Source organism: Flavobacterium tegetincola DSM 22377, from assembly GCF_000425485.1.
Classification (GTDB): Bacteria; Bacteroidota; Bacteroidia; order Flavobacteriales; family Flavobacteriaceae; genus Flavobacterium; species Flavobacterium tegetincola.
Map to the genome: position 1 here is coordinate 23,004 of NZ_AUDN01000024.1, position 23,797 is coordinate 46,800.

At 34.9% G+C, this 23,797-nt stretch carries 24 protein-coding genes and 1 pseudogene; 20 read left to right on the forward strand and 5 right to left on the reverse strand.

Going from position 1 to position 23,797, the window contains the following annotated elements; translation table 11 throughout:
- The first annotated feature begins 42 nt into the window (after window positions 1-42).
- Window positions 43-1,335, forward strand: coding sequence for a carboxymuconolactone decarboxylase family protein (locus H602_RS20085; protein WP_051224231.1), 1,293 nt, complete (start codon window positions 43-45; stop codon window positions 1,333-1,335).
- Window positions 1,336-1,637: 302 nt separating this feature from the next.
- On the opposite strand, the gene H602_RS0106810 is transcribed toward H602_RS20085, so the two are convergent.
- Both H602_RS0106810 and H602_RS0106815 read right to left on the reverse strand, forming a co-directional pair.
- Window positions 1,638-2,249: a short chain dehydrogenase gene (locus H602_RS0106810; protein WP_026977347.1), complete on the reverse strand. Its 612-nt coding sequence runs from the start codon at window positions 2,247-2,249 to the stop codon at window positions 1,638-1,640.
- Between the two features lie 67 nt (window positions 2,250-2,316).
- Complete coding sequence (locus tag H602_RS0106815) at window positions 2,317-2,880, reverse strand: Crp/Fnr family transcriptional regulator (RefSeq protein WP_026977348.1); 564 nt, start codon at window positions 2,878-2,880, stop codon at window positions 2,317-2,319.
- Between the two features lie 276 nt (window positions 2,881-3,156).
- Between H602_RS0106815 and H602_RS0106820 the strand changes: the two genes are divergently transcribed.
- From H602_RS0106820 to H602_RS0106845, 6 genes are all read left to right on the forward strand, one after another.
- On the forward strand, window positions 3,157-4,017 hold the full coding sequence (locus H602_RS0106820; RefSeq protein WP_026977349.1) for a helix-turn-helix domain-containing protein: 861 nt from the start codon (window positions 3,157-3,159) through the stop codon (window positions 4,015-4,017).
- Window positions 4,018-4,263: 246 nt separating this feature from the next.
- Entirely contained in the window at window positions 4,264-4,461 is a 198-nt protein-coding gene (locus H602_RS0106825) for a hypothetical protein (protein ID WP_026977350.1), read from the forward strand.
- A 4-nt stretch (window positions 4,462-4,465) separates the two neighbouring features.
- Window positions 4,466-4,843 (forward strand): nuclear transport factor 2 family protein, encoded by a 378-nt coding sequence (locus H602_RS0106830; RefSeq protein WP_026977351.1) that lies wholly within the window; start codon window positions 4,466-4,468, stop codon window positions 4,841-4,843.
- A gap of 40 nt (window positions 4,844-4,883) precedes the next feature.
- Window positions 4,884-5,462: a ferric reductase-like transmembrane domain-containing protein gene (locus H602_RS0106835; RefSeq protein WP_245574929.1), complete on the forward strand. Its 579-nt coding sequence runs from the start codon at window positions 4,884-4,886 to the stop codon at window positions 5,460-5,462.
- 253 nt (window positions 5,463-5,715) lie between these two features.
- On the forward strand, window positions 5,716-6,864 hold the full coding sequence (gene egtB / locus H602_RS0106840; protein WP_026977353.1) for an ergothioneine biosynthesis protein EgtB: 1,149 nt from the start codon (window positions 5,716-5,718) through the stop codon (window positions 6,862-6,864).
- Window positions 6,865-6,868: 4 nt separating this feature from the next.
- Window positions 6,869-7,237: an L-histidine N(alpha)-methyltransferase gene (locus H602_RS0106845; protein ID WP_026977354.1), complete on the forward strand. Its 369-nt coding sequence runs from the start codon at window positions 6,869-6,871 to the stop codon at window positions 7,235-7,237.
- Window positions 7,238-7,351: 114 nt separating this feature from the next.
- Here the strand turns inward: H602_RS0106845 and H602_RS0106850 are convergent, their stop codons facing one another.
- From H602_RS0106850 to H602_RS0106860, 3 genes are all read right to left on the reverse strand, one after another.
- Window positions 7,352-7,663, reverse strand: coding sequence for a transposase (locus H602_RS0106850; protein ID WP_026977355.1), 312 nt, complete (start codon window positions 7,661-7,663; stop codon window positions 7,352-7,354).
- 137 nt (window positions 7,664-7,800) lie between these two features.
- Entirely contained in the window at window positions 7,801-8,778 is a 978-nt protein-coding gene (locus H602_RS0106855; protein ID WP_026977356.1) for a sterol desaturase family protein, read from the reverse strand.
- A gap of 346 nt (window positions 8,779-9,124) precedes the next feature.
- Window positions 9,125-9,865 carry an SDR family oxidoreductase gene (locus H602_RS0106860; protein ID WP_026977357.1) on the reverse strand — a complete coding sequence of 247 codons (741 nt, stop codon included), beginning with the start codon at window positions 9,863-9,865 and terminating at the stop codon, window positions 9,125-9,127.
- A gap of 349 nt (window positions 9,866-10,214) precedes the next feature.
- On the opposite strand from H602_RS0106860, the gene H602_RS0106865 reads away from it, so the two are divergent.
- The 13 genes and pseudogenes from H602_RS0106865 (at window position 10,215) to H602_RS0106925 (ending at window position 23,797) form a co-directional block, all read left to right on the forward strand.
- A complete protein-coding gene (locus tag H602_RS0106865; RefSeq protein ID WP_026977358.1) occupies window positions 10,215-11,114 on the forward strand; it encodes a helix-turn-helix domain-containing protein in 900 nt (299 codons plus the stop codon).
- Window positions 11,115-11,297: 183 nt separating this feature from the next.
- Window positions 11,298-11,792 (forward strand): efflux RND transporter periplasmic adaptor subunit, encoded by a 495-nt coding sequence (locus H602_RS19305; RefSeq protein ID WP_026977359.1) that lies wholly within the window; start codon window positions 11,298-11,300, stop codon window positions 11,790-11,792.
- Between the two features lie 15 nt (window positions 11,793-11,807).
- Window positions 11,808-12,311: pseudogene (locus tag H602_RS19310) on the forward strand (efflux RND transporter periplasmic adaptor subunit); the annotation flags it as partial.
- A gap of 24 nt (window positions 12,312-12,335) precedes the next feature.
- Complete coding sequence (locus tag H602_RS18305; RefSeq protein ID WP_245574930.1) at window positions 12,336-15,536, forward strand: efflux RND transporter permease subunit; 3,201 nt, start codon at window positions 12,336-12,338, stop codon at window positions 15,534-15,536.
- A 23-nt stretch (window positions 15,537-15,559) separates the two neighbouring features.
- Window positions 15,560-16,825: a TolC family protein gene (locus tag H602_RS0106885; protein ID WP_169516025.1), complete on the forward strand. Its 1,266-nt coding sequence runs from the start codon at window positions 15,560-15,562 to the stop codon at window positions 16,823-16,825.
- 16 nt (window positions 16,826-16,841) lie between these two features.
- Entirely contained in the window at window positions 16,842-17,444 is a 603-nt protein-coding gene (locus H602_RS0106890) for a TetR/AcrR family transcriptional regulator (protein ID WP_026977362.1), read from the forward strand.
- A gap of 126 nt (window positions 17,445-17,570) precedes the next feature.
- Window positions 17,571-18,026 carry a TlpA family protein disulfide reductase gene (locus H602_RS18310; RefSeq protein WP_035759081.1) on the forward strand — a complete coding sequence of 152 codons (456 nt, stop codon included), beginning with the start codon at window positions 17,571-17,573 and terminating at the stop codon, window positions 18,024-18,026.
- A gap of 427 nt (window positions 18,027-18,453) precedes the next feature.
- Complete coding sequence (locus tag H602_RS0106900) at window positions 18,454-19,212, forward strand: AraC family transcriptional regulator (RefSeq protein ID WP_051224254.1); 759 nt, start codon at window positions 18,454-18,456, stop codon at window positions 19,210-19,212.
- A 75-nt stretch (window positions 19,213-19,287) separates the two neighbouring features.
- Window positions 19,288-19,908, forward strand: coding sequence for a DUF417 family protein (locus tag H602_RS0106905; RefSeq protein WP_026977364.1), 621 nt, complete (start codon window positions 19,288-19,290; stop codon window positions 19,906-19,908).
- Between the two features lie 454 nt (window positions 19,909-20,362).
- Complete coding sequence (locus tag H602_RS0106910) at window positions 20,363-21,541, forward strand: winged helix-turn-helix domain-containing protein (RefSeq protein ID WP_026977365.1); 1,179 nt, start codon at window positions 20,363-20,365, stop codon at window positions 21,539-21,541.
- Between the two features lie 66 nt (window positions 21,542-21,607).
- The gene (locus H602_RS0106915; protein ID WP_026977366.1) at window positions 21,608-22,042 is read left to right on the forward strand and encodes a hypothetical protein; all 435 of its coding nucleotides are present in this window, start codon (window positions 21,608-21,610) and stop codon (window positions 22,040-22,042) included.
- 2 nt (window positions 22,043-22,044) lie between these two features.
- On the forward strand, window positions 22,045-22,386 hold the full coding sequence (locus H602_RS0106920; protein ID WP_026977367.1) for a TfoX/Sxy family protein: 342 nt from the start codon (window positions 22,045-22,047) through the stop codon (window positions 22,384-22,386).
- Between the two features lie 265 nt (window positions 22,387-22,651).
- Window positions 22,652-23,797, forward strand: a complete 1,146-nt coding sequence (locus H602_RS0106925; RefSeq protein ID WP_245574931.1) for an MBL fold metallo-hydrolase — start codon at window positions 22,652-22,654, stop codon at window positions 23,795-23,797.

Sequence of the window (23,797 nt, forward strand, 5' to 3'; positions counted from 1 at the left end):
GTAGTATAAAAGCAACTAGAAGAAATTAAAACCAGATAAAAAATGAACATACTAAAAAAACAAATTGTCTTAATTTTTGCCTTAGGAATTAATTTCCTAACAGTAGCACAAACAACAAAAGAAGACAACTATAAAACAGGCGTAAAAATTGTAAACGAAGTTAATGGCGAAGGCGCTGCAAAAGGTCTAGAAGCGGCATTTAAAAGTGTGTCGCCAGATATGGCAGAATACATCATTCGTTATGGTTTTGGCGAAATTTACAACAGACCAGGTTTGGATTTTAAAACAAAAGAACTGCTCATCATCGCAAGTCTTACTACTCAAGCCAATGCAACGTCACAATTAAAATCGCACATGAAGGCGGCTTTGAACGTAGGTGTAACACCAAACGAGATTTCTGAAACCATGATTTTGTTAAGTCTGTACACAGGTTTTCCTACTGCAAACAATGGAATGTTTGCATTAAAAGAGGTGTTAAGCGAAGTGAATTATACCGAAACTGCAAAAACAAATGCTACGGATAAATTAACCAAAAACTGGGAATTGAATGGTTTTTCTATGCCTGAATCTATTGTAGCATCGCCTACAGAAAATTGGTTGTATGTTTCTAATGTAAATAAAAACGAAAAAGGATACATCAGTCGAATCACAAAAGACGGAAAAGTTGATAATTACAAATGGGTTACGGGTTTAAATAACCCTGCTGGTTTGGCATTGTATCAAGACAAATTATATGTGGGTGATGGAACAGAGTTACATATAATTGATGTAAAAAAAGGCAAGTTAATAGAAAGTATTTCTTCAAAAAAGGCAATGGCTTTAAATGATGTTGCGATTTCTAAAGAGGGGCAAGTTTTTGTTTCTGATATTGCTAGCGGAAAAATTTTCACTCTTGAAAATAATAAGCTAGTGGTTTGGTTTCAAGCATCCGAAATTATGCATCCAAACGGACTTTTTGTAGACGGTGATTCTTTAGTGATAGCCAATTATGGTACCGAATTATCGTTATCCTTAACTGCTGACAAATATGGAAGTATGTATAAAGTAAACCTAAAGGACAAAACATTTTCGATGATTAAAAGTAGCTACCAACTAGGCGCTTTGGATGGATTAGCAGTTGTTAAAGAGGGTTATTTGGTTACAGGTGGTACGGTTAGTAATTTGTTTTTTGTTAATGATTCCACTCGTAGAAAAATAGGAACTTTTCCAAAAGGTTTAGCAGATATCAGCATTCAAGGCAATACGTTATATGCTCCAATTCTTTTTAGTGATAAAATTGAATCCTTTTCATTGCCAAAAGACCTTAGCACAAGTAAAATAGTTGATGAGAAGTAACAAAACGGAAGTATCAAGCCTAGCATTTTAAAACTTTTGCCTTGGAAGATATGGCAAATGCGCTTAGAAAGGTAGCATTAGGAAGAACTGTTGGGAAAGTGATTGTTACTTTGGGATAGTTCGCATTGTCCTATAGAAAATTACAGTGTTATTTATGAAAAGCATCTGTATAATTATAGTTAGAGTACAAAGTATGATTGCTTTAGAATATAAAAATTACTCGGATAAGTTCTGAAATTTAAAGTAAAAATAAAATGGCGTTTGAATAACTATCAAACGCCATTTATTATTTAGAAAATTGATTAATAAGCATCAACAAAAAGTACTTGACCGGTGATGAATCCATCAACAGAACGCTCAAAAGCTTTCCCTACTAATCTACCAGGAACGGGTTCAAACCCAGGCATCATTTCACCATAAACATCCCAAGCTTCTTCTAAAACCGTTGGATTTATAGAGTTGATACGAATACCGCGCGGCATTTCAAAAGCCACACATTTAACAAACGTATCTATTGCACCACTTGTAGTTGCATCGGCAATTGCAAACGGAATTGGTTTTGTATTTAAAATCCCTGTAATTAACGTGAACGAACCTTTATCAGCAATGTATTCTTGACCAATACGTACAAGATTAATTTGCCCCATCATTTTGCTCATAATGGTAGTCATCCATTGTTCTTCGGTCATTTCAGTGAAATTAGCATATTCGCAAACACCAACAGTATTTACTACGGCGTCAAAATGTCCAACCTCTTTGTATAATTTTCTTAAAGATGCTTCACTTGTGATATCAACTTGAAAATCGTAACCCTCAGCCGAACGACCTGCAGTGATTACTTTATGTTTTCCTAAGCCGCTTAATGCTGCTTGACCCATTTTTCCGTTTGCTCCAATTAAGATTATCGTTTTCATATATTTTTTGTTTTAAAATTATATGCAAATTTATGAAGGACGTAAAGAGTAGGACTAGGACATTTGTCTAATAAGTGATATTGGCCCTAATGCGGCTTAGATGCCTTTGGGTAATTCCTAAATAGGAAGCAATGTGTTGCAAAGGTATTTCTAGTATCAATTTGGGTTGCTTGTTCAATAAATCTAAGTAACGCTGCTGTGCCTTATCTTTTTGATGGTTGAAAATCCAACTCTCAAGATCAACATACTCTTTTTCTGCAATGATTTTTAAAAATTCCAACCATTTGGTATTTGACTTGGCTAACTCTTCCAACTTCTTTTTTGGGATCGAAATAATCTCAGAATCGGAAATAGCTTGCAAGTTTTCCTGAGATTTGTTTCCAGATATAAACGACGAGTACGCCATTAGTAAACTATTTTGAAAAGTAAAACAATAGGTAATTTGGTCGTCAGCATTCGAATAATAAAAAGACCGAAAAATCCCTGACACCACATAAGATAGGTTATCACAAATTTCGTCTTGTTGCAAGAAAAAATCATTCTTTTTTATCGTTTTGTATTCACAAAGAGCTAAGAAATCTATGATTTCTTGACTGGTAAATAGATTAAATTTTTGTAGATACTCTTCCATTACAAATCGTATTTTTTATTGTCTTAATTTAAAGCTGAATTTTTTGCAAGGTACTTATTTAGTTTAGATTGTTATTTCTAAAAGTGGTCTATCCTTTTAAATGGAATTGAAACCCAGAAATTATTTGATTAAAACAATACATCAGTTTCTGTTATTTTTTAACTAGGATTCGAATTTCTGCAGTACTTTAATAGTTTGTTTTAAAACCTTTTGTTAATCCTTTTTCTACTATTCCAAAACGCCAAAATTTTTAGTAATTTGCAAAAAAAATAGCGGTTGAAAAACATTCCCAATATATCATTTCAAAGTGTTGAGAAATCAAAAGATTTTGAGTTTTTGAATCTATCCGATTTATTTGCCAGAATGCCCGATATTGTCGATCACAATCCTACACAACCGCATCGCATATCTTTTTTTGCTTTATTATTAGTAACCAAAGGATTGGGTACGCATCAAATAGATTTAAAAGAATACGATTTACAAGCAGGAACAGTCCTTAAAATTGCAAAAGGACAAGTACATGCTTTTCAGAAAAATGCTCAATATGAGGGTTTTTTGATGCTATTTACGGAGGATTTTGTAGTGAATCATTTTTCGAAATCTTCGATAAATATGATTTCGCATTTGTACAATTACCATATTTCGTCGCCTATATTTAGTAATGAAGCGGGTAATAAAATCTTTTTGGAGCAATTAATCGTAGAGGTGAAAAACGAAAACCAGTACGCCAAAGAAAACATAGTTGCTGCTTTACTCAACCTGTATTTATTGCGATTGGAACGAGAATTCAATGATACTTTAGAAAATAACAATTTAAACCATTACGCTATTTTTATTCAGTTCAAAAACTTGGTTGAAGCCCATTATACAAGCACTCGCAACGTAAAAGACTACGCCAATAAATTGTTTATTTCGACCAAACATCTCAACCAAGTAGTCAAAGAATTCACTTTGAACACCGCTAAACATTTCATAGACGATTTTGTGATTCTCGAAACTAAAAGAGCGATGGTGAGTTCGAATAATAGCCTTAAAGAAATTGCCTTTGCAGTTGGTTTTGACGAGGTAACCAATTTTACCAAATTTTTTAAAAAACATACCAATCTCACTCCCAAAGAGTTTAAAGCTTTGTTGTAACCCAATTTTACCATTTTATGCGTCATTTGCTTAAAAATTAGCACGCAGATTTTACTAATTTCAGCAGATCATTTATTTTCATCTGTGAAATTTTCTTGTATTTATAGAGGCACGAGCTTAGTTGCAGATTAATAGTACTCATTACCATAAAATAAGTTCAGTCGCATATTTACCATTTTCAACCGTGGATTTACCTTTATAAAATGGTTATATAGATGCAATTTTGTATAAATTAAATTAAAAAACATGAGTCAAGTAGCAGTTTGCCCAACCTGTGGCAACAATTCAAAAATTAAAGAAGTTAACGGAGAAGTAACTTTTCTACCCATTCAAGATGAAGAATTGATCAAAAAAATAGGTCAATTAAAAAATGCGATGGAAAAATTCAAGTCAAAAGCCGAAGCTTTAGAAAAAGAACTAGCAGCTTTTAAATCAAATAAATAAGAGTATGAATTTAGATCAAAATAAAAAAAATGCCATTGCTTTTTACAAAATGGCATACGAGGGAAACCCCGTTCAGGCGGTCGCCTTGTATGTGGGCGAAGATTATATTCAGCACAATCCAATGGTGGGTGATGGACCTCAGGCATTTATAGCTTACTTTGAGAGAATGCAAAAAGAGTTCCCTGTAAAAACCATTGAATTCGTTCGCACCATTGCCGAAGGTGATTTGGTTGCGCTACACACGCATCAAGTTTGGCCAGATGAGGACGAGTATGTCACAATGGATTTCTTTCGTTTTTCTGACGATGGAAAAATAGTGGAGCACTGGGACAGCATTCAGCAAATTCCCAAAACGGCATTGAATTCTAATAAAATGTACTAAGAAGCAGCAAATGAGTTTTATTAAAAAAAATTATGGTTGGATGATAGTCGCACTAATTGGTGTCTTGCCTATTATCCCGCTTTTAAATTTGGTGACCCTAAATTTCTCCAATGGTTTTTCGATTAGTTTGGTAGAAGGAACCGCTGGCGAAGGAAAATCATCTCTAGAAATGCTGTACCATATCTCAGGAGAATTTGCCATTAGGTGGATGACCGCCGTGCTTACCTGTACGCCCTTTTTTATCCTGTTTGGAGTCAACAATTTATTTGTGCGCCAAGCCATGGGTATCACAGCAGCAGTTTGGAGTTTTATTCATTTTATTATCTTTATTTGGGCCGAAGGATTTGCAGAAACCTTTACCGAAGCCAATTACATAGCGGGTTTTATAGCTGTATTGATTTTGATTCCGTTGTTTTTTACATCGAATAGAAAAGCGATGAAGAAATTTAAGAAGAACTGGAAAAAAATCCAAACCTATGCCTACGGAGCTATTATTCTGAGTTTACTGCACATAATACTTCTCGAAAAAACTTGGCTTATTTACGGAATAATTGTGGGACTGGGTTTCATCATCCGATTACCATTCGTAAAAAATAAAATTTTTGAATTTCGAAAATAAAATAATTATTCTTGGTTAAGAATAACTTTGAATATAATGGGATGCAAGTTTATTTTGAATAGTAACAGGAGTAGTACCATCTTCCTTTTATAGTGTAATTATGAAAGTTATTGCCGAAATTTTGGTATTTTAAAAGCTGCCATTTTTATAATTTTGCTTGAGTTGCAACAGCAAAAGGCACAAAAAGGCATTCTATTTAAGGCCGTTTTTGTAACTTGCTTGGACAATTAATCTTTTAATCTTCTAGAATCGAATGAATATTATCGAAAAATACAAACAAGTTCGACAAGATACAATCCACTTTTGTAGTCATTTGCAAGTAGAAGATTATTCGATTCAAGTTGTGCAATTCGCAAGTCCGCCCAAATGGCATTTGGCACACACTACTTGGTTTTTTGAAACTTTTATCCTCAAAAATAAGGTTGAAAATTATAAAGAATTCAGCCTCGATTTCAATTTTCTATTCAATAGTTATTACAATAGTGTAGGTACTCGCATTTTGCAAACCAACAGAGGCAATATGTCGCGTCCTAGTACCGACGAAATTTTAGATTACCGTACTTATGTGGATGCCAAAATGCTTGAATTATTAGAAAAGGAAAGCGATCCAAAAGTACTTGATTTGGTCGTTTTGGGACTAAACCACGAGCAACAACACCAAGAATTATTGATTACCGATGTGAAATACATGTTGGGACACAATCCTATTTTTCCTGTTTTTAACGAAAAGTATAATTTGGTTGCTGATACAAATTCGGAGTCAAATGCGATAAAAGTCGAAGCTGGAATTTACGAAATTGGGTATCAAGGAACAGACTTTTGTTATGATAACGAGTTGGGTGTACACAAGGTGTATGTGGCCGATTTCGAAATCAACAATTTTTTAGTAACGAATGGTGATTATATCGATTTTATAGAAAAAGGAGGCTATACCGATTTTAACCTTTGGCTTGACGAAGGTTGGTCTTGGGTCAACGCAAACCAAATAATTGCGCCACTTTATTGGCACAAAATAGAAGGTGAATGGTACAATTATACCCTTGCTGGTTTGCAAAAAGTAGATGCAAATGCTATTCTGAGCCATATCAATTATTTTGAAGCGAATGCTTTTGCTGAGTGGAAAGGAATGCGATTGCCAACCGAATTTGAGTGGGAAATTGCCGCAGCAAAACTAGATTGGGGCAAACGCTGGGAATGGACAAATAGCGCTTACTTGGCGTACCCAAATTTCAAAAAAGAAAATGGTGCCGTTGGCGAATACAACGGGAAGTTTATGAGTAACAAAATGGTATTGCGAGGCGCATCGGTTGCAACTTCAAAAGAACACAGCCGACCGACCTATCGCAATTTTTTTAACCCAACGGAAAGATGGCAATTCACCGGAATCCGATTAGCTAAATAAGATCATGCAAACGATAACAGATACAGTACAAACCAAGCAGTTAACGGAAGAAAGCTTCATTGAAACCTTCAAAATTGATGTTCAAAAAGGCTTGAGTGAAAGTCCAAAAACGCTGTCGTCTAAATATTTTTATGATAAAATAGGAGATGCGCTTTTTGTCGAAATCATGAATTTGCCGGAGTATTATTTGACGCGTTCGGAGTTGGATATTTTTAAAAATAAAACCCAAGAATTAATCGAAGGTTTTGGAGTGCAACCTGGAACGTATTTCGAATTGATCGAACTCGGTGCGGGTGATGGGTTGAAAACCAAAGAATTACTCCAATCGTTGGCTTCACAAAACTATACTTTTGATGAAATGTTACTGCCGTAGGATGATTGCCTTTCTTGCCAAAATTTGGTTTTCTATAATAACTACTGCTAATTATACCAACCATCTCTATTATCTTAGCCTTGCTACATTTATGCTTTTGATAAATAAAGTTCACTAAATCTTTCTTGGATCGGATGTCCCAAGCTTTTTTTTTAAAAGTTCCCTTTGCACCTCTAATTCTATTTCTTTATTGCTTAATAACTTGCGTAGAATCCGATTTTCTTCTTCTGCCTCTTTAAGCTCTTTGCTCTTAGTGTCATAGGTGACCTTTAAGCCAGCCTCGCCTTTGTGTTCGTACTTCTTCTTCCAGTTATATAAACTTGCCGTACTCACGCCAAACTTACGGCATGCTTCTACAATACCCGTATCCTCTGAAGCAGCTAGTATTTCTAGCTTCTGAGCTAAAGTCCATTTCTTGAATTTCATATCTCAAATATATAATTTTGAAATTTAAAATAACACTCCGAACTATTAAGGGGCTAAACTAGGTTATACTAAAAAAATGCTCCCATTAATCACGTGACTAATGGGAGCATTTGTTTTTTAACACTAAAAAGGTGTCTTTATTTTACATCACTCTTCATCAAAATAGGTTTAGGATTTGATACTTCTAAATTGTTATTAGCATCTTCTGCCATTTCTTTTCTAATTTGCTTAATCGTTTGTGTGCTTCCGTCATGACTCCAACCAGGAGCAGCAAAGGCGTATTTAAATTTGTGATACCAATTACTTGATTTTTTCATATCATCCCAAATGTTTTTATACTCGTGTGTTAAAATTATAAACAAGTTATAAGATTCTGGAGGGACAGAAACACCATATTTTATATCAATAGATTGGTCTATTTTTTTCCAAGTCCCAAAAACGCGATCAAATACATTTAGGATTCCACCGTGATTTTTGTCCATGTATTCAATATTCTGAGCGTGGTGCACTTGGTGCATGGTATGTGTATTTAAAAAGGTTTCTAAAAACCCTAAGTTTTTTACATACTGCGTATGAAGTTGAAATTGCCATAAAGCTTCAATCCCCATACAAACAACTAACATTTCTGGCGGGAAACCTATTATAACAATCCAAACATAAAAAAAAGGCTTGTAAAAAATAGTAAACCAACCATTTCGTACCGCTGTTCCTAAATTAAAATTGTCTGAAGAGTGATGTACAATATGTGCAGCCCATAAAAAACGGACCATATGGTTTTGTCTATGAAACCAATAATAAGAATAATCGTCTAATAGCATGCAGATTATCCAAACATACCAAGCATATCCAAAAGATTGCCAACCCATAATATTGGTTCTAACACCATCCACAATAGGATTAAATAGCTCATAAGCAAAATTAAATACTAAAATTACGGCTACTGTTTTTACCAGAGCACCAATTACTGCAGATCCTATTCCAAGTGATAAGCTGGAAAAAAAATCTTTCCATTTGTATAATTCTTTGTCGTCATGAGTTTTGCTGTAAGTAAGTTCTATTGCGATAAAGCCCAAAAAACAAGGAACTCCATAGACTAACGGGTTTGTAAAATCCAATATTGTAGTTATTTTGTGTGTGATTATATAACGGTAATTGCCATTATAAATTTTGTATTTGAGCAATATACTTCATTTAAAAGCAATTTAGCATTCATATTAAATTCTTTAATTTATTATACCAAATACCATTTTTAGATGTTTAAAGGATTAATAATTTATCTAAAGTGTATAAAATGATGACAAATTTTAAAAATAAAGGGTAAGCCTGTCTAATTTACAATCTTTCGAATGAGAGTATAAAGGTTTAGGACTGGCTCATGTTCAAAAAGATAGAAGAGGTTTAGATATAAGTCCGTTCCCTTTGGAGCGGACTAATTTTATTAACTAAAAAAAGTAATTGCCTTTATGCAGTACCGCCGTTGGCACCAATATTCTGTCCGGTCATCCATTTTGCTTCATCGCTACATAAAAGCAACACTATCTCCGCAATATCTTCTGGTTCTCCAATGCGGTTAAAAGCAGACATGGACGCTAGTTTCGAAATTACTTCGTCTGATTTACCTTCCTTAAACAATTCCGTATTGGTTCCACCGGGTAAAATAGAGTTGACGTTGATGCCTCTCTCGCCAATTTCTTTCGAAAACACCCTACTCATTTGCTCAACAGCAGCTTTTGTTGCCGAATAAATACCATATCCAGGCATCATAAGTCGCGTAGTTGATGACGAAAAGTTCACAATACTCCCATTTTCTGCCAATTTGGTAGAAGCCTGTTTCAGCATATTAAAAACGCCTTTTACATTAACATCAAACATTTTTGTAAAGTCCTCGTCGCTCACGTCTTTTAGTAAGCTATTCATCATAATCCCGGCATTGTTAATCAAAATATCAACTTGCCCAAAATGGTCCATTGTTTGGTCAAAAAGTTGTGCTGCTTCACTCGCTTTACTAACGTCTGCTTGAATAATTACCGCACTTCCGCCCTTGTCCGAAATATTTTTAGCAACTTCCTCAGCACTTTCTTTACTTCCGTTATAGTTGATAACCACTTTTGCCCCAGCTGCCGCAAGTGTATAGGCAATTTCAGCACCTATTCCTCTTGACGAACCCGTTACAATGGCTACTTTTCCTTTTAAATGTATCATGGTAGTATTTTTTAATTTGTTTCAAATAAAGTAGCTCCTAGTCGTGCTGCTTTTCAATGATAATTTCAGACTTTTAAGATCTAATTATTCTTTCAGATTTTCTAAAATTAGTTAATCGTCTTCCTTACAAATTTCTATAAATATTTTCTATAATCAGCTACGGCTTAGCTGAGTTTAACAGCAAATTCTGAAACATTTAAGGTTGTGTTTTCAATATTCCGGCGTTGCCGATGTCTCCTTTACTTCAATTCTATTCGGTCAATACTAAAGCATTAATTGATTTTCGATAGAAATAGTTCTATAGATAAATGTATTATCTTTGTAACCATCAAAAAAAACAGAATACAGTATGCAACCCTCTACAATAAAACACCATTCGACCAAGGACATCATTGACTTTTTTGGGGACTTACCTCAAGAATCAGAAGGGCTGCATGTGTATATTGCGAAAAACGAGTTCAACGAAATTCCGGTTAGTTACCCTTTTCGAACAGACAACCAGACTTTCATGTTAATCCTTAAAGGTGAAGTTCACATTCAGCTGAATCTGATTCACTATGTGTTAGGGCCAAATGAAATGGTGGTTGTAAAACCGCATACCGTAATGCATATTTTAAAAATGAGCACCGACTTAAAGTTGGTAGGCATTTGTTTTTCGAATGAATTCATTCTTAAAAATAACTTTAAAAAGACAGATTATGATGCTTTTAATTTCTTCACAGCAAGCAACATTCCGAAATTAAAATTATCTAAGGAAGAAAGAGTGGCTACCCTTGCCATCGCCAAACTATTGGCAAAAAACAACCAAACAACAGAGAATCCTTTGCCTTTTCGAAAAGAAATAATTCGCAATGGTTTTACCACTTTAATGTACCAATTAGCAGCCATATTTAGAACCGAACACCCAAACATTGAAGCCGAATTTTCTAGACAAGAAGATCTAACCTTACGTTTTCTAGCTATTTTGAATCTTAATTTCAAAAAAGAACGCACCGTGCAATTTTATGCCGATGAACTTGCAGTGACTACTGGTCATTTATCTAAAGTGTTGAAAGATGTTTCTGGAAAAACAGCAAGCCAACTAATTGAGGACTCCGTAATCATGGAAGCCCGACTTTTATTAAATAATTCATCTATGACTATTGCCCAAGTTGCAGACGAATTACAGTTTAGTGATCAGTCGTTTTTTGGAAAATATTTCAAAAAGCAAACCGGTTTTTCTCCATCTAAATATAAAAACATAGCCTAAAACTGTATTTAGACCAATAAATCACGCATAAAAGCCTATCTATGGTAAATTAGTTACTATGATTATTTTTAAAATAATCGATATTGACCAAAACTCTCCTTTTTTAGACCTTTTGTAACAGCTAGTATTGTAGCAATTTTGCAGAGTAAATTTTTTTAAAACAAATACTCACATAATTGCACTATGAAACAATTCGCTCTCTTAGCCACTTTTATTTTTTTACTAAATAGTTGTGCCGATAAAAAAGAAACAAAACAAGAAGAAATCGCTGCCAAAGTTAGCGTAAAAGAAATCACTACTACCTCTGAAAATGAAACGCTTAACTACAGCGGAACAATCGAAGCAGACAATACTGTTTCGATAGGATTTGCCGTTGCAGGACGAATCTCAAACGTAGTTGTCAATGAAGGACAAAGAGTTCAAAAAGGACAATTACTAGCATCAATCGATGCAACTACTTACCAAAATGCCTTTTATATCGCCAAAGCAAGCGCCGAACAAGATAATGACAATTATAAAAGATTGAACGGTTTGTACCAAAAAGGAAGCTTACCCGAACGTGATTTTATTGCCGTAAAAGTGGCTGTTGCTCAAGCAAATGCTAATAAAAGTATGGCTGCCAAAAATCTTTCTGATACCAAATTGTACGCTCCTTTTACAGGAATCATCACAACATAATCGGCTGAAGTTGGTGCTACTGCTGCGCCAAGTATTCCTGCATTTACCATCATGAAAACGGATAAAGTGTATGCCAAAGCTTCGATAACCGAGTCAGAAATCGCGAAATTAAAAATTGGTAAAGCAGCAACGGTAAGCATCGCTTCATTGGACAAAACTTTCAAAGGTAAAGTAGATATTTTAAATCCAAGTGCTGACGAATTAACGAGAACCTTTAATGTAAAAGTGCGTTTGAACAACAGCGACAACCAACTTTTGCCTGGAATGATTAGTACCATCAAAATCGAAACAGGAAATGTTGTGGATGTGATAAGCATTCCTTCTGTAGCTATTGTTAGAAATGCAGACAATATCCTATTTGTTTATGTAGCAGAAAACGGGAAAGCGATTAAAAAAAGAGTCACTGTTGGTGATTTTAAAAACAATGATATCATCATTACTTCCGGATTAAAAATAGGCGATAAAGTGCTAATTGAAGGCCAAAAGAATGTAAAAGAAGGTCAGGCCATTAGCCTTTAAATGTAACTGAAAGATAAGATAAAAATGAAAAAAGTAAAAATAAATTTCATAGAAGCCTCTATGAAATACCATCAGGTAACGCTTGTAATTACGGCACTTCTTATGATTTTGGGAATTTATTCACTAGCTACAATGGCTCGTAGTGAAGATCCTCAAATTACAGTACGTAAAGGGTTGGTTATCGCTGCTTTTCCTGGTGCAGACGAGGAACAAGTAGAAAAGCAGTTAACCGATCAATTAGAACAGTACTTGTTTAGTTTTGAAGAAATTAGAAAAGAAAAAACATTTTCTGACACCAAAGAAGGTCAGGTTATTGTTACTGTAGAATTAAACGAAAATGTAAAAGATACTGATCGATTTTGGTCTACTTTACAACGTGGATTAAGTACTACTTTTCCACAAAATTTCGCAACACCTCCGGGAATGATTGGTCCGATGGTGAATAGTGATTTTGGAGATGTTGTTTCTCAAATGATTACGGTTTCTGCTCCTGGAAGAAGTTATGCAGAATTAGAAACCTACTTGGATCAACTAGAAGACGGACTTAAAACCATTCCAGAAACGTCTAAAATTAAACGATATGGTGGGCAAAAAGAACAAATATATGTTACTGTAAAAGATGAAAAATTAAGACAGTATGGATTTGATTTTTCTACTATTGCACAGGTTATTCAAAGTCAAAATAACACTGGTTTTGCGGGTGGAATCACATTAAAAAACACTGAGGTTTCAGTATTTGCAAAAAATCATTATAAAAATGCAACTGATTTAAGCAATCAAATTGTTTACAGCACAGCAGGAGGAAAAGTAGTGCGTTTGAAAGATGTTGCCACTATAGAACGTCGTTATGAAGAAACAGCCAGTTATATAAAAGTAGGTGACGATAAAGTGACCATGATTGCGATCGAAATGCAACCAGGAAACAATATTGTACAATTTGGTGAAAAGGTAGAGCTAGCTTTAGATAAAATAAAAAAAGAGTTGCCTCCAGATGTACAAGTGCAATCGATTGTGAATCAGCCAGAGGTAGTGAAAGAAAGTATAAGTCACTTTATGCTAGAATTTGCCATTGCCATTTTAGCGGTAATTTCAGTAGTAATTATATTGCTTCCGTTTCGATTTGCAATAGTATCAGCCGTTGCGGCTCCAGTATCTATTTTTATCACTTTTGGAATACTTAATATGATGGGAATCGAAATCCATCAAGTAACGCTAGCGGCCTTAATTATTGTATTAGGAATGGTGGTTGATGATGCCATTGTTGTAGTTGATAATTATGTCGAAAAATTAGACGAAGGCGAAGATCCGTGGACAGCAGGATGGCAAAGTGCGACACAATTAATGGTGCCTGTTTTTACAGCAACTATGGCTATTATTTGTTCGTTTTTACCTTTGGCTTTTTTCTTAAACGGAATTTCAAAAGAATTTATTCAAGCCTTACCTATTGCGGTAGCAGTTGCTTTATTTGCTTCTTTATTAGTAGCGCTTTTATTAACACCTTATTTGTGTTACATCTTCATTAAAAAAGGATTAAAGGACAAAGAAAAAGATCCTAATAAGAAAGAAACGATGTTGGATCGCTTGCAAAATCTATTCAACCGCACATTAGATATTTGTTTCGAAAGACCAAATGTGACTATGTTATTGGGACTTTTATCAGTCTTCGTAGGATTTGGAGTCGCTTCACAATTAGAGCAAGAATTATTCCCTATAGCGGAGAGAAACCAATTTAACATAGAGGTTTGGTTGCCAAATGGAGGAACTTTAGAACAAACAGAAGCCGTTGTAAAACGTGTGGAAGAAAAAATTAAGGGAGACGACAGAGTGGTAAATGTAGCTAGTTTTGTAGGGACAAGTTCTCCTCGTTTTCACTCCACTTATGCACCAGAATTTCCACGAAAAAACTTTGCTCAAATATTTATTACCACAACAGGTAAAGATGCTACGACTGAACTAGCCGCAGAATATATGGATAAGTTTAAAAACTTTGTACCAGACGGTTACATACGAGTGCGTCAATTATCTTTGAACGAAGCACCTTCACCAATTGAAGTTAGAATCGTTGGCGATGACATGATTAAACAAAAGCAAGTCGCTTCACAAATTGAAGAAATTCTTGGGGATACTAAAGGGCTTAATTGGATTAGAACCACTTATCAAGACGATTATCTGGGGGCCAAAGTAGCATTAAAAGACGATGTTGCCAATAGATTAGGAGTTACCAATACTGCTGTTTCTCAAACTTTAGGAGCAGGATTAAAAGGATATCCGGTGAGCACTATTTATGAAGGTGATAAACCGATTGATATTGTAATGCGTTATGATGAAAATGATCGAAAAAATGTTGGTGAACTTGGTGCTTTAAATATTTCAACCGCTTTGGGGACTAAAGTTCCGCTAAGAGAAGTTGCTACTATTACTCCAGAATGGCATACGGGAGTTATTGCGCACAGAAACGGTTTACGTACACTAGCAGTAAGAGCAGAAGCGCAATTGGGTGTGAAAGCAGCAACAATTCAAGCTGAAATTATGCCGAAAATAGAGGCCCTTAAATTGCCTGACGGAATCAGTATAAATTACGGTGGTGAATTTGAAAACATCAATGAAACGGGGCCTGGAATGGCTTCTTCAATGGGAATAAGTTTGATTCTTATTTTCCTAGTACTCCTGTTTCAATTCAAAAACTTCACAAAGGTATTAATCGTTGTTGCTACATTCCCTTTGAGTTTACTAGGTGCCTTTTTAGGATTGTATCTTACAGGAAACCCTTTCGGATTTACAGCATTTATGGGAGTGATTAGTTTGATTGGTATTGTGGTTCGTAACGGAATCATACTAGTCGATTATGCCGATGAATTAATTTTAGAACATGGCTATTCCAAATTTGAAGCCGCCAAAGCAGCCGGAAAAAGACGTATGCGTCCTATTTTCTTGACTTCTGTTGCAGCAGCGATAGGTGTTGTGCCTATGATTGCCGGAAAATCTCCGCTATGGGCACCTTTGGGTAGTGTTTTAGCTGTTGGATTACTAGTTTCTATGGTAATGACCTTGTTTATTGTTCCTGTACTTTATTACAAATATGTAGACATTGAGGTGTCACCAGAAAAACATCCGCATCCTAATTCTGAAACTTTTGAACCCATTCTATACAAACCAAAACCTAAGAAAAACTATTTAGTACGTAGAATAAACGTCTTTAGATACAAATTAAAAAAAAGGAAATAATCATGTCTGCAAAAAATATAAAGATGGCAATAGTAGCTTTCACGCTATTGGCTGCCAGCCTTACCACAAACAGCTTTGCTCAGGGGAGAAATCTCTCCCTTGACACTGCTAAAAAAGAGGCTTTATCGAACAATAAAAAAATCAAAAAAGCTAATTCTTCAATTGAAGCAGCCACTGCCGCTGAAGTAGGTGCTTTTACAGCTAACAAACCAAGTTTAGAAGCGAGTGCAACTGGCCTAAATGTTGGTAAACCGTTGAGCGCATTGTTACCAGAGTACAATGCTAGTGTAACCTTGGGTGTAACACAGGTGATTTACGCAGGTGGCAAAATAAATACCGCCAAACAAATTAGTACTGCCGCAGTGGCGCTTTATACGTCACAAAAAACATTGACCAATAACGAAGTGCTTCTTGATGTAGAGACCACTTATTGGCAAATTATCAATGTCAAAGGTAAAATTGATTTGGCCACCAAGTCCAATGCAATGTTGAGTCAATTATTGAAAGATTTAAACAACTCGTACAATGCCGGAATCATCTACAAAAATGATGTTTTGCGTGTGCAAGTACAACTCAATCAAGCACAATTAAATTTATCGAAAGCGAAAGATGCTTTGACCATTTTAAATTTAAAAATGGCGCAATTAATTGGTTCGAAAGAAACTGAATTTACCATCGAAGATGCTGAGATCGAGATTGATGCTATCGAAAGTCAGCTTTCGCAGGAGAACGCGATCGCAAATCGTCCTGAAATTAAAATAATTGAAAAAGCGGTTTCTATCGAAGAATTAAAATCAAAACTACTTGAAGCAGACAGAAAACCAACAGTAGCAATGAACGTAAGCGGATTATACGGTCTGGGCAAAGGAATTAATTTTGCTACAGGCGATAATAATTTTAGTTCGTACTATGCCATGTTGAGCGTGAAAGTTCCCGTTTTTGATTGGGGAGGTCGCAAACAAAAAGTAAAAGAACAAGATTTTAAAGTAGAAGCACAAAAATTTGAATTGGAACAAACCCAAGAATTAGTAGCTATCGAAATTGCAAATGCAAAACTTGACATGCTTCGTGCCAAAGAACGTATAGAAATCACTCAAAAATCATTAGCGCAAGCCGATGAAAACTTACGCTTAAACAATGATCGTTTTGATGCCGGAACGGTGATAGGAAAAGATGTTCTAGAAGCACAAGTGATGTGGCAAACCGCTTTCTCTGATGTGATTGATGCCAAAGCAGTATTCAAAATTAGCGAAGCCAATTACAAAAAAGCGACTTCAAGTTTAGAATAACATAAAAATAATTGGAATGAAAAACCAAACCAAAAACCTAATATTGAAAAACGCTGCTGTACTTTTTTACAGCAGCGCAATCAATCATGTAACCCTAGATGATATTGCTTCAAAATGTGGGATTTCGAAAAAAACAATCTATAAATATTTCAAAAACAAAGAAGATTTAGTTATTAAAACGATCCGAAAACAAGCCAAAATACTCAAGAAAAATATCAGTAGAATTCAGCAGATAGGGCACAATGCCTTAGAAGAACTGATGTACTTTATTACCTACATCAATAAAAAAATGCATCGGGTTTATCCAATGGTCAAAAACGAAATTAAAAAAGGGCCTGCCAATAGTTTTTTTAATGCCATAAATTATAGTGACACTATCATTTTGCAGTTTATTGTCGATAATATCGAACACGGCAAACTACAAGGGTTGTACAAAGAACAAATTGATGCCCAAGAATTTTGTGAGTCTTATGATGTGCTTTCAAAAAGCATTTACTTCAACTACTATTTCACGGACCTAAACGTAAAAAAGAAATCATTTGAGTTTGTAAGTTCCTTATTTCTATATGGATTGGTAACACAGTTGGGATTGGATTATTTGCAAATACTATTGTCATAGTTCCTAATAAACAAAAAAACAACTACATTTATAGGTGTCTAAAGGGTGCACCGAAATCTTTTTATCCGTTGTAGTCCTTGGCGTACTGAAAAATGCTATTTATTAAAGAGTTCAAAATTAAAGAAAATGACAGAAAACAGTAAAATAACGTCGATAGTGGTAACTGATTTTGAAGAAAACGAAATCAACTTAATGGCAAAGTACAAAGGTAAAAATCTGTTACTTATCATTTACCGAAATCAATGTTTGGGTTGCTCGGGAAGAGCCATTCCATTAGCCTTTGCCTTTCAAAAAGAGTTTAAGGATTTACAAGTTATTGGCATTCATACCAATTTTGGAAACACAAAAACTACTAAAGAAGAAATTCAAAGCATTTTTACAATTGATGAACTGCCTTTTCCTATTTACATTGATGAAAAGCACCAAGTTTACGATCAGTTCAATTCAGAAGGAACACCGCAATGGTTAATTATAAATCATGAAGGTATTCTTTTTCGGTCGTTGTTTGGCTCGCAGGAAGGAGCACAAAACCGGTTAAAATATGCCTTAGAGGACGTAATGAATATTAAATCTGATTTATAAAAGGAAAAGCAACATTTCACAATCCCTGCGTGTATCATAGTCGGTAACTAATGCTAAAGTAGTGTCGTTTACTGTTGCTCCAATCCCTTGGGTCAAAATTAGCTACCAACAAGGACCAGTCATTAGATTGGTGTTTTTTTTGAAGTAGAAGAAATGTATTCATCATTAGCTCGTATTGAGCTTAACCCCCTATTTGCAATTGCTATAATCATTTCGCACAATTTATTGGTATCGATTTTCATTGTTTTATCTTACATTAGCATAATGATTGAAGTATCATTGTAGTGATAAATATAAACTGAAAATTGGTGGCTTTGTATCGTTTTGTGATACATATAGATGAGTGGCCAGCAATTAAAAAAATCGAAATTTGTTTTCAATACAATCTTTAGAAGCCAACTATTTTATTAAAAATTATAATGTTCCCTTGTATTCCATTATTTTATTGGATGATGAGTCGGATTTTTCTGTCAACATTGTAAAATATAAAACGAAACGAAAGTCTATTTTATTCCTTTCTCCTTATCAAAATTTAAAATGGTTCGGTTCTACTTCTTCAAAAGTGAAATTACTACAATTTCACGGAGATTTTTATTGTATTGAGTATCATAAAAAAGAAGTTGCTTGTAATGGATTGTTATTTAATAATATCTATTTGCAACCCTACCTTTCACTCAATACAATTAAATTTCAAGAAATATCCCAACTAGTCGATAAAATGGAAAAAGAAGTTGGAGCCAATAAAAGGTTTTCAGAATCTGTTATAAAATCTTATCTACAGCTCATATTAGCTATTTGTAGTAGTGAAAAAGATGAACAACTTGGCAATAGACTCACACCACAAACTAATGAAAATGAGCTGCTACTGTTTCAAAGTTTGTTAGAATTGCATTTTCATACAGAACGTAATTCTTCATTCTATGCCGATAAGTTAAATATGTCCCTTTCTTCATTTAGTAAAAAAATAAAATCTCAAGTTGGAAAAACACCAACGCAACTCATCCAAGAGCGCGTTATCATAGAAGCTAAGAAATTATTGCACCTCACTTTTAAAACTGTAAAAGAAGTTTCAGTTGAGCTAAACTTCGATGACGAATTTTATTTTAGTAGGTATTTTAAGAAAGAAGTTGGATTGTCTCCCACTCATTTTCGTGAGAAAGTAGGGATTTCTATAGTGGCAAAATAATCCATCGTTCATCCGCTTTAATCCATTCTTTAGCTTATTCTTAATGTATAATTTTGTTCTCAAAAAAATTTAATTATGAACATCTTACTTAATTTATTAATAAACAGTCAATCCAACTTTATCAATTTCATTCGTATTGCCATTTTTATAGTGATGGTTTGGATTGGTGGTCTAAAAGCGTACCAATACGAAGCAGATGGAATAGTTCCTTTTGTAGCAAATAGTCCCTTAATGAGCTTCTTTTATGAAAACAGTAACAAAACAGCCATCAATGAAGAAGGAAAAACCGTTAAAGAATACATGCTACACAAAAACCCAGAAGGTAAAATGGTAGAGAAAAATATAGAATGGCATAAATCAAATAATACGTATACCTTCTCTTATGGGTTAGGAAGTGTAATTGTTATTATAGGACTTTTGACACTTTTGGGAATTTGGTTTCCAAGAATCGGTCTGTGGGGAGGATTGTTAACATTTGGAATGTCCATTGTTACCTTAACCTTCCTCATAAGCACTCCAGAAGTATATGTTCCAAATTTAGGAGGCGATATGCCAACACCTCAATTTGGATTTCCTTTTCTATCTGGAGCTGGAAGATTGGTTTTAAAAGACATTATTATGATGGCAGCTGGATTAATAATTGCATCTGATTGTGCAAAGAACATAAAAAATACTGGCAACACCGTGCATAATTAATTGCCTAGTTATCGATTACTTACGAAAATACTCGGTTGTTTTCTATTTGGTTTTTATTTTCTAAATTACGTGCTCCAGCTATACGAAGTGTTCTACTATAGTATAGCTGCTGTGCAAATGTCTCCGAATTCGCCCCGAGCGTTCGAATATAACTACAATTTCAACGGTACATTAGCGTAAAATTGTATTTTTTGCCCGCAAAATAAATCCATTACTAGACGTTTAAAATCAAATTTACAATTCTTAATAAGGTGACGCACTGTACGTGATTTCCGCAATCCTCGCAATGATCCTGATTGCGGATGCTCGTTGTGCATGCGTGTGTAAGATTCTTGTAGAATGACAAACTAGGTGGATTTGCTTTGCGTTTCGTTAGTTACTTTTAAGTGCCAAAACTTAAATGTTTTTCTATATCTTACAGGATTTAAAAAATACAACAAAGTAAAATTCTACTATGAAAGAAATACTTTCCCTATCAGAAGCACAAAAGATAGTGTTGCTTTCCCAACGCGTTTTGCCAAATACAGTAAACGGAACTGCGATAGATACTACGCTGGCCAGTATTGAACATCTTGGTTATGTGCAAATAGATACCATATCTGCTATTCAGCGTGCCCATCATCATACGTTGTGGAATAGAAATCCTGCATACGAACTTTCTCATATTGATACCTTAATTGAATCTAAACAACTATTCGAATATTGGTCGCATGCTGCAGCATATCTGCCGATGCGCGACTATAAGTATTCGCTTCCCCGTAAAGAGGCTATTCTAAAAAACGAACAAAGCCACTGGTTTCAGAAAGATGTCAAACTAATGGATACGATACTAAAACGTATAGAAAACGAAGGACCTTTAATGGCAAAAGACTTTGAACACAAGGCTAAACTGGGAGAATGGCAAAGCAAACCCGCAAAACAAGCTTTAGAAAATTTGTTTATGCAAGGCGATTTGATGATTTCGAGTCGGAAGAATTTTCATAAAGTGTATGACCTAACGGAACGCGTCCTACCCAACAACATTGATACTACTTGTCCTAGTCAGCAACAACATATCCGGTTTTTAATTACAAGCTATTTAAGGGCCAATGGTATTGGTCAAGCGAGTGAAATAGCCTATTTACTTAAAAACACCAAAACAGTTGTCGCTTCCGAATTAAAGGAGATGCATTCAAACAATGAATTAGTGCAACTAAGTGTAAACGGAGAACTATATTACGCCTTTCCTGACACTTTGAATTTGGTAAATACCCCTATCAAAAGTCAGCTGAAAATTCTATCTCCTTTTGATAATTTATTAATTCAGCGCAAACGCATGCAGCACTTATTTGATTTTGAATACAAAATTGAATGTTATACTCCCGAAGCGAAACGTAAATACGGCTATTTTTCATCACCCGTATTATGGGAAGGTAAATTAGTGGCCAGAATGGATTGTAAGGCTGATAGAAAGAGTGCAACGCTTCATATTCATCATTTGTTTTTTGAAGAAAATTTTTCTTTTAATGATGCGTTTAAAGTTGCCTTTTCAAAAGAGATAGCAGCATTCAAACGTTTTAATGATTGCTCAGAGGTTAAAATTCACAAAACGACACCAAGTGCGTTACTTCAAACAATACAATCCATTTCTTAGCAAATAGCAATGTTTATTTTCCTTCATTTTATCTAACTTTGTGTGCAATGTAAATACAGCATCACCATGGAAAATAAAGTTTTTAATTTGAAACAATTTGTTATTATCACTCTAATAACCAGCATTTGGATACATATTGCAGAAGTAGCAAGAGCTATGTTTGTTGCCTTCCCCTTGATAGAAAAATTCTTTGCAGGCAGAATACCAATTGGCGCAATGGAAGTGAGTAATGCCTTGATTTGGGGAATTTGGGATACTTTATTGTCTGTAATTTTAGTATTTATATTTTGGCTTTGTTCCGTTGCTTTTGGGAATAACTTAAAGTCAATTATTATTTCAGGTACAATTACTGCTTTTGCAACCATTGGTATTTTCTGGATTGCCAGTGTCAATTCAGGATTGGGAGCGTGGAGTGCGGCTGCTATTATATTCCCCATCGCTTGGGCAGAGATGATTATTGGAGCTTGGATAGCGTCAAAACTGTATTCAAAAAATAAATAAAAATGGCTGTTTCAAAGGATTTTACACAATTTGTTCTGGACCAATTATCGGGTTGGAGTAATGTGCATATCAATAAAATGTTTGGTTGTGTTGCATTGTACCAGGATGATTTAGCTTTTGGAATTATTGCAAGCGATATGGTTTATCTGAAAGTAGATGACACCAATAAGGCTAAATTTATTGAATCAGGTTCGGTTCCATTAAAACCTTTTAAAAGTAATGCAACCGTGCTTTCATTTTACAGTATTCCAGCTGCTATATTAGAAGATTCTGAGGCGTTTATTAGATGGGCAAAAGAATCATTGGAAATAAAAAAAAACGAAACAAATAAAGTCGAAAAATAGTGAAAATTAAAACTATTGTGGCTTAGTAAGGATAAGTATGCGTGAGTGCCATTCTTCCAGAATGACAAACTAGGTAGATTTTCTTTGCGTTCCATGGGATGCCTATAAGTGCCAAAACTTAAATGTTATTCTATTTATTGTCCTCAAATAGGTTTGAACTAAAAATAGAATAAGCAAAAACTACCAAATTCCGCAATACGCATACAACGAAAAGTAATTAGTATACAGCTACAAGATATAATTCGTCTAATTTTGTCCTAAATAAATGAAGAACAGAAATTTGAAACGAATTATAAAAAGAATCATGATACCAACGCTCCTAATAATTAGCCTTTTGGTAGTTGTATATTTGGCTTTTACCAACTTCTATCCCAATTTTGGAGGAAATGTTTCGAAAGAAAAACAGCTCGTGTACCAAAAATCGGCACAATACAAAAACGGTAAATTTAATAATACCAATGCCGTTCCCAAAGAACTTAGCTTTTCGGAAAAGTTGGATGTGGCTTATTATTTTTTTACTACCAAAGTAGAAAATGGCCGCCCAAAAGAAGATTTGAAAGTCCAAAAAATCGATTCGATTGACGTAGCCGATTACAAAGGCAAAGCACGATTGGTATGGTTTGGACATTCGGCTTTCTTGTTACAAATAGAAGGCAAAACGATTTTGTTAGACCCTATGTTTGGTAAAGTCGCGGCACCACATCCATTATTAGGAGCGGACCGTTTTAATGCTGAATTACCAATTGCCATCGAAAAATTACCGCATATTGATGCCGTGATTTTTTCTCACGACCATTACGACCACTTGGATTATGAAACGGTGATGAAAATAAAAGATAAAACCACGCATTTTTTTTCGCCATTAGGAGTTGGAGAACACTTAAAAGCCTGGGGAATTCCAGCTTCCAAAATATCAGAACTCGATTGGTGGGATGAAATTCAATTCGAAACACTAACTTTGATTTGTACCCCTGCTCAACATTTTTCGGGTCGAAAGTTAAACAACGGTCAAAGTACCTTGTGGAGTTCTTGGGTAATTCAGTCCAAAAACGACAACCTTTATTTTAGTGGAGACAGCGGTTATGCATCGCATTTCAAAGAGATCGGCGATAAATACGGTCCTTTTGATTTGGCTTTAATGGAATGTGGTCAATACGACAACAAATGGTCAGACATACACATGATGCCCGAAGAAACTGCTCAAGCAGGTATAGATGTTCAGGCCAAAAAGATCATGCCTATTCACTGGGGAGGTTTCAAACTAGCAATGCACGATTGGAAAGATCCAATAAAGCGCGTTCAGGCCAAAGCCAAAGAACTCCATTTGGAAGTGATTACGCCAAAAATTGGACAAGAGATTTTGATAAACACTACAAGTGAAATTTACGATAGTTGGTGGGAAAATTTATAA

Excerpts from the sequence above, each read along its gene's own strand:
- H602_RS20085 (WP_051224231.1), top strand. The coding sequence starts at position 43 with ATGAACATACTAAAAAAACAAATTGTCTTAATTTTTGCCTTAGGAATT.
- H602_RS0106810 (WP_026977347.1), bottom strand. The coding sequence starts at position 2,249 with ATGAAAACGATAATCTTAATTGGAGCAAACGGAAAAATGGGTCAAGCA.
- H602_RS0106815 (WP_026977348.1), bottom strand. The coding sequence starts at position 2,880 with ATGGAAGAGTATCTACAAAAATTTAATCTATTTACCAGTCAAGAAATC.
- H602_RS0106825 (WP_026977350.1), top strand. The coding sequence starts at position 4,264 with ATGAGTCAAGTAGCAGTTTGCCCAACCTGTGGCAACAATTCAAAAATT.
- H602_RS0106830 (WP_026977351.1), top strand. The coding sequence starts at position 4,466 with ATGAATTTAGATCAAAATAAAAAAAATGCCATTGCTTTTTACAAAATG.
- H602_RS0106835 (WP_245574929.1), top strand. The coding sequence starts at position 4,884 with ATGATAGTCGCACTAATTGGTGTCTTGCCTATTATCCCGCTTTTAAAT.
- egtB (WP_026977353.1), top strand. The coding sequence starts at position 5,716 with ATGAATATTATCGAAAAATACAAACAAGTTCGACAAGATACAATCCAC.
- H602_RS0106845 (WP_026977354.1), top strand. The coding sequence starts at position 6,869 with ATGCAAACGATAACAGATACAGTACAAACCAAGCAGTTAACGGAAGAA.
- H602_RS0106850 (WP_026977355.1), bottom strand. The coding sequence starts at position 7,663 with ATGAAATTCAAGAAATGGACTTTAGCTCAGAAGCTAGAAATACTAGCT.
- H602_RS0106860 (WP_026977357.1), bottom strand. The coding sequence starts at position 9,865 with ATGATACATTTAAAAGGAAAAGTAGCCATTGTAACGGGTTCGTCAAGA.
- H602_RS0106865 (WP_026977358.1), top strand. The coding sequence starts at position 10,215 with ATGCAACCCTCTACAATAAAACACCATTCGACCAAGGACATCATTGAC.
- H602_RS19305 (WP_026977359.1), top strand. The coding sequence starts at position 11,298 with ATGAAACAATTCGCTCTCTTAGCCACTTTTATTTTTTTACTAAATAGT.
- H602_RS18305 (WP_245574930.1), top strand. The coding sequence starts at position 12,336 with ATGAAAAAAGTAAAAATAAATTTCATAGAAGCCTCTATGAAATACCAT.
- H602_RS0106885 (WP_169516025.1), top strand. The coding sequence starts at position 15,560 with ATGGCAATAGTAGCTTTCACGCTATTGGCTGCCAGCCTTACCACAAAC.
- H602_RS0106890 (WP_026977362.1), top strand. The coding sequence starts at position 16,842 with ATGAAAAACCAAACCAAAAACCTAATATTGAAAAACGCTGCTGTACTT.
- H602_RS18310 (WP_035759081.1), top strand. The coding sequence starts at position 17,571 with ATGACAGAAAACAGTAAAATAACGTCGATAGTGGTAACTGATTTTGAA.
- H602_RS0106905 (WP_026977364.1), top strand. The coding sequence starts at position 19,288 with ATGAACATCTTACTTAATTTATTAATAAACAGTCAATCCAACTTTATC.
- H602_RS0106910 (WP_026977365.1), top strand. The coding sequence starts at position 20,363 with ATGAAAGAAATACTTTCCCTATCAGAAGCACAAAAGATAGTGTTGCTT.
- H602_RS0106915 (WP_026977366.1), top strand. The coding sequence starts at position 21,608 with ATGGAAAATAAAGTTTTTAATTTGAAACAATTTGTTATTATCACTCTA.
- H602_RS0106920 (WP_026977367.1), top strand. The coding sequence starts at position 22,045 with ATGGCTGTTTCAAAGGATTTTACACAATTTGTTCTGGACCAATTATCG.
- H602_RS0106925 (WP_245574931.1), top strand. The coding sequence starts at position 22,652 with ATGAAGAACAGAAATTTGAAACGAATTATAAAAAGAATCATGATACCA.